The organism is Enterococcus pseudoavium NBRC 100491 (assembly GCF_001544295.1).
In the GTDB taxonomy this organism is placed as follows: domain Bacteria; phylum Bacillota; class Bacilli; order Lactobacillales; family Enterococcaceae; genus Enterococcus_A; species Enterococcus_A pseudoavium.
This window is the reverse complement of the sequence record NZ_BCQF01000014.1, coordinates 18506-29142: the sequence shown is the minus strand read 5'-3', so window position 1 is coordinate 29142 and position 10637 is coordinate 18506. Positions and strand designations below refer to the sequence as shown.

General features: G+C 41.0%; 10 protein-coding genes and 1 tRNA gene. 8 read left to right on the top strand and 3 right to left on the bottom strand.

The features are described 5' to 3' along the window. Positions 1–1437: a glutamate synthase subunit beta gene (locus tag EP1_RS08010; protein ID WP_067626212.1), complete on the top strand. Its 1437-nt coding sequence runs from the start codon at positions 1–3 to the stop codon at positions 1435–1437. Positions 1438–1534: 97 nt separating this feature from the next. Here EP1_RS08010 and EP1_RS08005 read toward each other — a convergent pair whose 3' ends face one another. Beyond that, positions 1535–1894 (bottom strand): DUF4828 domain-containing protein, encoded by a 360-nt coding sequence (locus EP1_RS08005; RefSeq protein ID WP_067626210.1) that lies wholly within the window; start codon positions 1892–1894, stop codon positions 1535–1537. A 179-nt stretch (positions 1895–2073) separates the two neighbouring features. Here EP1_RS08005 and sfsA point away from each other — a divergent pair, with 179 nt between their 5' ends. The 4 genes from sfsA to EP1_RS07985 all read left to right on the top strand — a co-directional run bounded on the left by sfsA (position 2074) and on the right by EP1_RS07985 (position 5245). Continuing rightward, positions 2074–2805 (top strand): DNA/RNA nuclease SfsA, encoded by a 732-nt coding sequence (gene sfsA, locus EP1_RS08000; protein WP_067626207.1) that lies wholly within the window; start codon positions 2074–2076, stop codon positions 2803–2805. Between the two features lie 14 nt (positions 2806–2819). Next, positions 2820–3821, top strand: coding sequence for a Gfo/Idh/MocA family protein (locus EP1_RS07995; RefSeq protein WP_067626205.1), 1002 nt, complete (start codon positions 2820–2822; stop codon positions 3819–3821). A gap of 8 nt (positions 3822–3829) precedes the next feature. Next, positions 3830–5011 carry a DEAD/DEAH box helicase gene (locus tag EP1_RS07990; protein ID WP_067626203.1) on the top strand — a complete coding sequence of 394 codons (1182 nt, stop codon included), beginning with the start codon at positions 3830–3832 and terminating at the stop codon, positions 5009–5011. Between the two features lie 160 nt (positions 5012–5171). Next, a tRNA-Arg gene (locus EP1_RS07985) sits at positions 5172–5245 on the top strand. Positions 5246–5424: 179 nt separating this feature from the next. Here EP1_RS07985 and EP1_RS07980 read toward each other — a convergent pair. Beyond that, complete coding sequence (locus tag EP1_RS07980; RefSeq protein WP_067626201.1) at positions 5425–6663, bottom strand: aminopeptidase; 1239 nt, start codon at positions 6661–6663, stop codon at positions 5425–5427. A 116-nt stretch (positions 6664–6779) separates the two neighbouring features. Further along, positions 6780–7223, bottom strand: coding sequence for a flavodoxin (locus EP1_RS07975; protein ID WP_067626199.1), 444 nt, complete (start codon positions 7221–7223; stop codon positions 6780–6782). 494 nt (positions 7224–7717) lie between these two features. Here EP1_RS07975 and map point away from each other — a divergent pair, with 494 nt between their 5' ends. From map to EP1_RS07960, 3 genes are all read left to right on the top strand, one after another. Beyond that, positions 7718–8482 carry a type I methionyl aminopeptidase gene (gene map, locus EP1_RS07970; RefSeq protein WP_067626196.1) on the top strand — a complete coding sequence of 255 codons (765 nt, stop codon included), beginning with the start codon at positions 7718–7720 and terminating at the stop codon, positions 8480–8482. A 15-nt stretch (positions 8483–8497) separates the two neighbouring features. Continuing rightward, positions 8498–9421, top strand: a complete 924-nt coding sequence (locus tag EP1_RS07965) for a YihY/virulence factor BrkB family protein (protein ID WP_067626193.1) — start codon at positions 8498–8500, stop codon at positions 9419–9421. Between the two features lie 91 nt (positions 9422–9512). Next, entirely contained in the window at positions 9513–10631 is a 1119-nt protein-coding gene (locus tag EP1_RS07960) for an MraY family glycosyltransferase (RefSeq protein ID WP_067626191.1), read from the top strand. The last annotated feature ends 6 nt before the right edge of the window (positions 10632–10637 follow it).

The window sequence follows — 10637 nt, the reverse complement described above, 5'->3', positions numbered from 1 at the left end:
ATGGCAGATCCATTTGGTTTTTTAAAATATCCTCGGAAGGACAATCCTTACCGTCCAGTTGATGAGCGGATTCAAGATTGGGAAGAATTACAAACGCCCCTCAGTGTTGAGGAGCGTCGAGAGCAAGCAGCCCGCTGTATGAATTGTGGGATTCCTTTTTGCCATACCGGTATTTTTTATGGCGGGAAGCCAGCGGTCTCTGGCTGTCCCAATGACAATTTGATACCAGAGTGGAATGATTTTGTTTATCGCGGTGATTTTAAGAATGCATTTGATCGTTTGGCTAAAACGAATCCATTGCCAGAGATGACCGGACGGGTTTGTCCAGCTCCTTGTGAAAAAGCTTGTACTGAAGGCTTGAATGGTTCTGGGGTAGCGATCCATGATAATGAGCGTTTTATCATTGACCATGCCTTTGAAAATGATTGGGTCAAAGCAGACGGAATGCCGACTGAACGGACGGGCTTCAAAGTGGCGATCATCGGTTCTGGTCCAGCGGGTCTTTCAGCTGCTTGGCGCCTGAATCAATTAGGACATCAAGTGACCGTTTATGAACGGAGTGATCGAGCGGGTGGCTTATTGATGTATGGGATTCCTAATATGAAGTTGGACAAAGAAATCGTTCAACGGCGAATCGATGTAATGGAAGAAGTTGGTATCAGATTTGTTTTAAGTACTGAAGTAGGAACGGATATTACTGCCGAGGAATTACAAGCAAACTATGATCGGGTGATCATCGCAAGTGGAGCAAGTGTTCCTCGAGATTTAAAAGTTAAAGGCCGGGAATTACAAGGTATTCAATTTGCGGTGGATTATTTAACGGAATGTACGAAAGATGTCTTGCAACATGGGAAAAAGGCCAGCAATCAAAAATTAGCTGGGAAGCATGTAGTCGTGATTGGTGGAGGCGATACTGGAAACGACTGTATCGGCTCGGCCGTTCGTCAAGGGGCCGCTTCAGTGAAACAGTTGGAAATCACACCGCAATTACCGGCAAGTCGTCGTGAAGATAATCCTTGGCCGGAATATTCCATGATCGCACGTGTTGGTTATGGGCAAGCAGAAGGGATCTTGAAAAATACTGAGTTGACGGCCTATAATACTTCAACGACTGCTTTTATCGGTGCAGAGCGAGGACAAGTAATCGCGATTGAAACGACGAAAGTTAATAGTCAATTCCAGCCGATTGCTGGTACGGAACAAACCTTAAAAGCTGATTTAGTGTTATTGGCGATGGGCTTTACTGGTGCGGAAAAAAATCTATTAGAGGCCTTTGAGGTAACAGAGATCTATGAAGATTACACGACCAATAATGAAAAGGTTTATGTCGCTGGGGATGCTCGACGCGGACCGAGTCTCGTTATTTGGGGAATCCGTGAAGGGCGCAAAGCTGCTGAGAATGTTGATCAGATGCTCCGTTCGTTGATTCATCAATAAAAGAAATTCAAAAAAGGAGGGTGACGTTGGTCACTCCCCTTTTTTCGCTAAAGAACGAGTTAGAAGAAGCGGCCCTTTCTTCTAACTCGTTCATTTTTTAGTAGTTATTTACTGGAATAATCGGAAAAGAGACATCATCTAATTCATCATACAAGGTGTTTGGGATGCCTTCTTGGGTTTTGATTAATAAATGATAGCCGAACTGATCTTGAATCGCTAATTTTTCTTCACTTAGTTCGATCAGCTGATAAATAATTGCCGTTCCATCTAAAATGATCGAAAGATCCGGATAGATAGTGATTGTATGAAGTTTCTGTTCCCTTGGATGAGTGAACTCCCAAGAACCAACATAAATGCTATTTAAATCTTGTGTGTTACGCTTGCGAGCTAGCTTTGAACTTACTGCAGCAGCGCTGAGGGACATCGCACTGAGGAAGACAGGCCATTTCAATCTCATCAAAAAACTCCTTTCACAATCTGGCAGATAATAATCAAAAAATGACGTTTGATAATCGACCAATTTATTAAAAATAGTGATCTTTTTAGATTTGCTTTGTTATACTATATAATAAAGTTGGGAGTCTTGCCATCCGGCTTAAGGACTATTTAACTTTTTTAGAAGGATTTTGATAGAAAATGAAATATTCGGCTATTTACTTAGCAACTTTTATTGAAAGAAGCAATCGTTTTATTGCGCGTTGTCGTTTATTAGATACGGGAGAAGAAATCGTCACCCATGTAAAAAATACTGGTCGCAGCAAAGAATTATTATTACCCGAAGCGCTAGTTGCAGTTAATTATCAGCCATCGGTTAAACGTAAGACGGCGTACGATTTGATTGCGGTTAAAAAAGGAGCAATGTGGATCAATCTTGATTCACAGATCCCAAATGCTCTAGCGGCAGAAGGAATTTTAACAGGTCAAATTACATTGCCTGGACTGAAAGGTCAGATCAATTTTTTGAAACGTGAGTATACCTTTGATCGGTCAAAATTTGATATTTATTTTGAAACCGATCAAGTGGAAAAGGGATTTGTGGAAGTTAAAGGCCTGACTTTGGAAAATCACGGAATTGGAGCCTTTCCCGATGCCCCGACGTTACGGGGCTTGAAACACGTAAAAGAGTTGCAGCTGGCTCAAAAAATGGCTTATCATTGTTATGTGCTGTTTATTGTTCAGTTTCCGTTGATCAAAACGGCAACTATTCACCGCGGAATGCAGCCGGCACTGTATGAGGCGGTGGAACAGGCTGAAGCAGACGGCGTTCAGATTTTAGCGTATAATTGTGAAGTAGATCAGGAGAGCATCGTAATCAAAGGGGAAGTACCTTTTGATTTAGCCCAAACATTTATTGATCCCAATCAGTGAAAGGTGGAAGAAGTATGATTAATTTAGGTATTATTGGAACGAATTGGATCACCGATCAATTTGTTCAAGCAGCTCATGAAACAGGCAAGTATCAATTAGCCGCAGTCTATTCGCGGCAGTTAGAAACGGCCCAAAAATTTGGCGAAAAATATGGTGATGTCGAATATGCTACTGATTTAGCGACTTTTTTTAAGCTTGAGCATGTAAATACGATCTATATTGCTTCACCGAATAGTTTACATTTTGAACAAGCGAAACAGGCCATTTTAGCTGGGAAAAATGTGATTGTCGAAAAGCCAGCCTTTTCAACTCCCACAGAAATGGCTGAGATCATTGAATCAGCCAATCAAAAGGGCGTCTTTTTCTTTGAAGCCGCTCGCAATATCCATGAGAAAGCGTTTAAAGTCGTGGCGGATTTTCTACCATTAAAAGATCAGATCATTGGCGCTGATTTTAGTTTTATGAAATATTCATCTCGTTATGATCTAGTGTTGGATGGGGAAGAGCCTAATATCTTCTCACCACATTTTTCTGGTGGTGCCTTAGCTGATTTAGGAGTCTATCCGATTTACGCAGCACTTGCTTGGTTTGGTATGCCGAAAGAGAGTGTTTATTTTGACCAAAAGATTGCCACCGGAGTTGATGGCATGGGAACGGGAATCTTACGTTATGACGGTTTTGATGTAACGATTCGTACAGGCAAAATTGGTGATAGCTTTCAAGAGTCGGAAATATATTTGGCAAATGGTACGCTAGTATTGAATGCCATCAACTCGATTGACGAAGCAGTGTTTCATGATCGGAACCATCATCGCCGTGAAAAATTAAACGTTCAGCAACTGGATAATCCGATGGTGGAAGAAGCAGCAGAATTTGCTAAAGTTATTTTAAATCCGACAAAACCAGAATATGGAATAGAGTATGAAGCGTGGGTGGAATTATCCCGCAATGTAAACCAAGTAATTTATGATATGCGAAAAAGTGCGGGCATCGTCTTTGATGCCGACGAGAAATAGAGGAAACTATGAACAGTCAAAAATTTGTCCCATTTTTACAAAAAAACTGGCAGGATGCAGGGTTTCAAAAACCGGCACTGATCCAGGCAAAAGTATTTACGCCAATCAGTGAGGGTCAAAATTTAGTAGGGATCGCCCCCACCGGCAGTGGCAAAACCCTAGCTTATTTATTGCCGCTGATCAATCAATTAGAAGAGGGAGTAGCCAGTCAACTCCTGGTGTTAACTTCTTCGCAAGAACTAGCGATGCAAGTGGTTGAGGTGGCGCGTAAGTGGTTAGCCGGTTCAGGCATGAAGGTTCAGTCGCTAATTGGCGGCGCCAATGTGAAACGCCAACAAGAAGCTTTGAAGAAAAAGCCGGAAGTGCTGGTGGGAACGCCAGGACGAGTCTTAGAATTGATTACCGCTAAAAAAATTAAGGCAGCGAATATTAAAACCTTGGTTTTTGATGAAGTCGATCAGCTGATCCAGGGTCAGAGTTTACAGCTTGTTCAAAAAATTCTGAAAGCAAGTGACAACGAGGCACAACGCTTATACTTTTCAGCAACGGCCGAGACTGTGTTAGCCGAGTTGAATCAGTTTGAGACCGAGCTGTTGGTTGTGGATGTTTCTAAAGAGGATGACAGTCAAGGTGAGGTTCAGCATTTTTATATAGAGACAAGTGATCGAAAGAAAGTTGATCAGCTGCGCCGGCTGCTGAATTTACCGGAATTTTGGGGCATGATCTTCTTTAATCAGTTAAGTGATATGGGAAGTGCCGAAGAAAAATTGCTCTTCCATCAGTTGCCTGTCGCAAGCCTTGCTTCAGACCAATCAAAAATTTCTCGTAAGAACGCGATTGAACAGTTTAAAAAGCATCAGGTGTTAGGCCTGCTGACGACTGATTTAGCCAGTCGGGGCTTGGATATTGAAGCTATGCCATTTGTAATTAACGCTAATATCCCATTAAGTGAGGAAAGTTATCTTCATCGTTCTGGCCGCGTAGGTCGGATGGGGGAAGCTGGAATGGTTATTTCGCTAGTTACACCACAGGAAAAAGCCGATTTAGTAAAAATTGGGAAGAAACTTGAAATTCCGTTAGCCCCAATTTATTTATTTGGCGGTGAATTATTAACCGAAGAGCCTGTGAGAAAAAGTGAACCTAAAAAGAAAAAAGTGAAAAACAAAAATAAAGGGAAAAAGCGTAAATAACTTTTTACTGATGTGCTAGTTTTATTGAAGTAATAAAAAGGAAGTCGTTTTCAAATAAAGAAAACGACTTCCTTTTTTGCTGTTTGATTAGATAAATGACTTATATTTAAGCGAGGCGACTTGCTAAAATAAGTTAAAATCGCTACAATAATATAGATCTGTTCCCGTAGCTCAGCAGGATAGAGCGATTGCCTCCTAAGCGATAGGCCGCTGGTTCGACTCCAGTCGGGAACATCATAAGGTTGTGACAAAAGGGATCAACTTCAAGAAATAAGAAGGAATTGACGAAACTGGCTTCTTAAATTTTTGTGAAATTGTGGCTTATTTCCGAAGAAGCTACTTTTGGAACACCGTTTATTCAGAAGAAGGAGGGATGACAAAAATCTTGTCATCCCTCCTTTTTTAGGTTTAATTTAAGCCCAATCACCATTTCTGAAAATCGGCACTTTTGAGCCATCTTTTCGGATTCCATCAATCGTCATTTGAGCTGATCCCACCATGAAATCGACATGGGTTTGGCTGCTATTCAGACCGGCAGCTGCTAATTCATCTTTCGTCATTTCGGTTCCACCCTCGACACTGAAAGGATAAGCGGCCCCAAGCGCTAAGTGGTTCGAAGCATTTTCATCGAATAAGGTATTGAAGAAGGTGATCCCTGATTGAGAAATCGGTGAAGGGTCAGGAACTAAGGCGACTTCGCCTAGGTGTTTTGCCCCTTCATCGATAGCTAAAAGAGAAGCTAAAACATCAGTACCATCTTTAGCTGAAAATTCGACAACTTTGCCATCTTTAAAAGTAAATTTCATATCATTTAAGGTCGTGCCCGCGTAACTCAATGGTTTCGTGCTGGTGATATAACCATCAACGCGATTACGATCTGGAGCTGTAAAAACTTCTTCTGTCGGCATATTGGCCATAAATTCATTGCCATCAGCGGCAAAACTACCTGCACCTTCCCATACATGATTTTCTGGCAAGCCAATCACTAGATCGGTACCTGGCGCAGTATAATGCAGCGCTGAAAATTGTTCTTGATTCAGACGTTCCGCTTGTTGACGCATCGCTGCATCATGTTCTTGCCAGGCTTTGATCGGATCTTCAGTATAGATCCGAGTTGTTTTGAAAATCTCATCCCACAACCGATCGACTTGTTCGTCACTGGAGGTTAGCTCAGGAAAAACTTTTTTGGCCCAAGCCGGGCTTGAAGCGGCCACAACAGTCCAGCGTAATTTGTTTGATTGTGTTGCTTCCATCACAGCTTGCAAAGCTTTGCCGCGAGCGGCTTGATAGGTAGCGACGCGCTGTGTATTTACACCTAATAAGGCATCTGGATCTTGGGAAACAATACTGATCCGAGTTACACGTTTTTCCGCAAAAGCGTTCGCTTCATCAACTTTGTAGGTGGGAACTTGATTGATTCGATCATCAGCAGCATGAGTTAAAAAGTCCCGCTGAATTTCATCATCATTCCACTGAACGATCACTTCGGCAGCTCCCAATCGATAGGCTTCTTTGGTGACTAAACGGGCCAATTGCGCTTGTTCAACACTAGCATAAACTACCACTGTATCTTCTTTTTGCACATTTACGCCAACTTTCGCAATCAAATGAGCATATTTTTCTAAAAGTATCTCAAAATTTGGTAAAACCATTTTTATCCCTCCAATTCACTAATCCTATCTTAGCATTTCTCAGCTTTTCTAAAAAGAAAACATCCTCAATCTAGGTTATAAAAAAAGAGGTACCGAACTTCATCGGTACCTCTAACTTAAGCGACTGCTTCTGCTAATTTTTTGGCAAAAGCTTCCAAATTTTCGATATCTTCTTCTTCTGCCGCCATTTCAACTTTTACGCTATCTGCACCGCGAGTAGCGCCCGTTTTTGCAAAAGCGGCATCAAAATCATCCACTGATTTACAATAAAGGTCATAAAAAGTATCCCCAGATCCGCAGACGCCAAAGACTTTTCCGCTAAGATCCAATTCTTGCAAGTCTTCATAAAAGTCAACGATCTCATCTGGCAGATCGCCTTCGCCATAAGTATAAGTTGCAACGACGCATATATCCGCAGCTTCAAACTCTTCCGCCTCTACTTGGGTACACTCGTCGATTTCTACATCAAGATTTAAATTTTCAAAGGCTTCGGCCACAATATCGGCGATTTCCTCGGTATTTCCTGTCATGCTGGCATAAACGATTTTTGCTAATGTCAAAAAAATTCCTCCTTATTCGTTTGAATGAACTAATCTTTCAAGAAAAAGTTAGTTCAATTCGAATGCCGTATATTGTTCAACTAAAGCGTACACTCAGATAATTTTCCCACTCTTTGAAACAAGTTTTTCTTCTTAAGTGTGCTATAGAAAGTTGAGCCAACTCTAACGAAGATGTTAAAATTTGAGCCAAATTTTCTTCTCGTCGTTGGCATACGGTTCCACTAACGTATTAGAAATACGAAGTGAAACTCGCAACAGACATCCTTAGCTTTAAGCTAAATTTATGGTCATTATATCAAAATAAAAATCAAAAGGAAATCACCGCTTCCTACCATTTGTTCGCTTAATAGGGTTATGTTAAAATAAACAGGATGAAAAAGGTGATTCGACTAGCTCACTTGACTTGGATGGATTGATAAATGATTCTGCTAGACGATTAACGAAGATATTTTCACCAGAAAGATAACTTGACAGAAAAATAAGGAGACGAGTGCATGATTACATTAAAATCACCCCGTGAAATTGAAATGATGAATGAATCAGGAGAATTATTGGCTGATGTTCATCGTCATTTACGTGATTTTATCAAACCGGGAATTACAAGTATGGAGATTGAAAAGTTTGTTAGAAACTTTATTGAAAGCCATGGCGGAATCGCCGCTCAAATTGGCTTTGAAGGATATGAATATGCAACTTGTTGCAGTATCAATGATGAAATTTGTCATGGGTTCCCTAGAAAGAAACCTTTGAAGAATGGCGATTTGATCAAAGTCGATATGTGTGTCGAATACAAGGGCGCAATGTCTGACTCTTGTTGGTCTTATGCAGTCGGTGAAGTATCGCCTGAGATTGAACGTTTAATGGAAGTAACAAAAAAAGCTCTTTATTTAGGTATTGAGCAAGCCCAAGTTGGCAATCGGATTGGCGACATTGGTCATGCGATTCAAACGTATGCGGAAGGTGAAGGCTTTTCAGTTGTTCGTGACTTTGTGGGACACGGCATTGGGCCTACGATTCATGAAGAACCAGCAATCCCTCACTATGGTGTAGCCGGAAAAGGGTTGCGTTTAAAAGAGGGGATGGTCATCACAATTGAACCAATGATCAATACAGGCGTTTGGCAAATGAAGATGGATCCAAATGGCTGGACGGCTTATACTCGCGATGGCGGCTGGAGTGCTCAATATGAGCATACATTAGCAATTACTAAAGAAGGGCCGCAAATTTTGACTTCACAAGGTGAAGAAGGGACTTACTAGAATGACGAGGTTTTTATGGGACCAATAGATAAAATTAAAGAGAATAAAAAACTAATGGATTTTATCCAATCGATCCAAAAACATCTAGCAGAAACAGAAATAGGCGACCGCTCTGTGGTAGTCGCCTATTATTTGTTGCTGTCCTTTTTTCCGATATTGATCATTGTCGGTAATCTGTTGCCCTATTTCAATATCACGCCTGAAACGGTCCTGCCTTATTTAAGCGAGGTGATTCCGCCGAATGTGTTTAGTTTTTTAAAACCGGCGATCACGGGTTTATTGGAGGATACCTCGGGTGGGATGTTATCACTCTCGGTTTTAGCCGCATTGTGGTCTTCCAGCCGTGGAATTAATGCCTTGCAAACGGCGTTAAATCGAGCGTATGGTGTGGAAGATCGTGGGAATTTTGTCATCAGCCGGATTGTCTCAGTGGGGATTGTCGGGATTTTAATGATGGCTATCATTGCAGTCGCTTTATTTTTCAGTGCGGGTCAGGTAATTTTGGATGCATTACAGCAATTATTACATTTTTCACCAGATATTATCGAAACGTTCCTAGCTTTGCGCTGGCCAGTAACTCTGATTGGCCTACTCGTCATTTTAGGAGGATTATATATTGTTATTCCTAATGCTCGAGTTCGCTTTAAATATGCGTTGCCTGGTACTATCTTTGCAACTGTTGGTTGGATCGCTTTAGCGCAGGGATTTAGTCTTTACGCAAGAACCTTTGCGCAACGTGTTTCCGGATACCAAATCATCGGAAGTTTTATTGTGTTGATGTTTTGGCTAAATTTTGCTGCAACAATTATCATTTTAGGCGGCGTGCTAAATGTTGCAATCGAAGAATACCACACGGGTCAAGAAGTTAAGGTCGGTTCGAATCGAGTCAATCGCTGGTTCAATAAATTGAAAGACCGCTTGATCCAAAAGCGAAAATAACCTCAATGTTTTTTGTAAGATTTCTGAAGAATCTTGTAAAGAGAGGGAATTCCGCTATAATAATGTATTAGAAAAAAAGGCAGGTGTCAGTATGTTAGTTTCCTTCGGGTTGATCATTAAATACTTTTTAACATTTTTAATCGCGTTGATTTTGACACCGATTTTTAAAATAATTTCAGTCCAGACGGGCTTGGTAGACAATCCGAATGCGCGTCGTATGAATCAAGTACCGATGCCTAGTGCCGGCGGCTTACCGATTTTTATTACTTTTGCGATTTCTTCGTTGATTTTATTCCGTGATGCAATTCCTTTCGATTATATTAGTAGGATTTTATTAGGGGGATTGATCATCGTCATTACCGGATTGTTAGACGACAAGTTTGAATTGTCGCCTAGACAAAAAAGTATCGGGATCTTACTAGCTGCCTTAGTAATCTATTATGTAGCGGGAATTCGCTTTAATTTCTTTACTGCACCACTGCTAGGTCGGATCAATCTTGAGTGGCTGAGCCTGCCGGCAACGGTTTTTTGGATTTTTGGGATTACAAATGCGCTCAATTTAATTGATGGCTTAGATGGTTTAGCTGCAGGGGTTTCGATTATCAGTTTAACAACAATTGGAGTAATCGGCTATTTTTTCCTGCATTCATCCACGGTCTATATCTCATTGGCGATTTTTTGTTTAGTCGCAAGTATCATGGGCTTTTTTCCCTATAATTTTCATCCTGCCAAAATCTATTTAGGAGATACAGGTGCATTATTTTTAGGGTTCATGATGTCTGTCTTGACCTTACAAGGTTTAAAAAATGTGACGTTTATTTCTTTGATCACACCGTTGATTATTTTAGGGGTCCCAGTGACCGACACGTTCTTTGCGATGGTTCGACGCAAAGCTAAGAATCAACCAATTTCAGTAGCCGATAAGCAACACTTGCATCATCGACTGTTGAATCTAGGGTTCACTCATCGGGGAGCAGTTTTGACAATCTATGCTATTGCGGTTCTATTTTCGTTTTCGGCGCTGCTACTAAATTACACGAGTCAGGTCGGAACAATTGTGTTGATTGTGGCCATGGTGTTTGCTCTGACCTTTTTATTAGAATTAATCGGTTTGATCAGTGAAAAATATAGTTTTATCACCAAGACTTTCCGTTTTTTCGGAAACAAGGAATACCGTTCGCAAGTATTGAAAAAATATTTCAAGAAATGAGTGTTA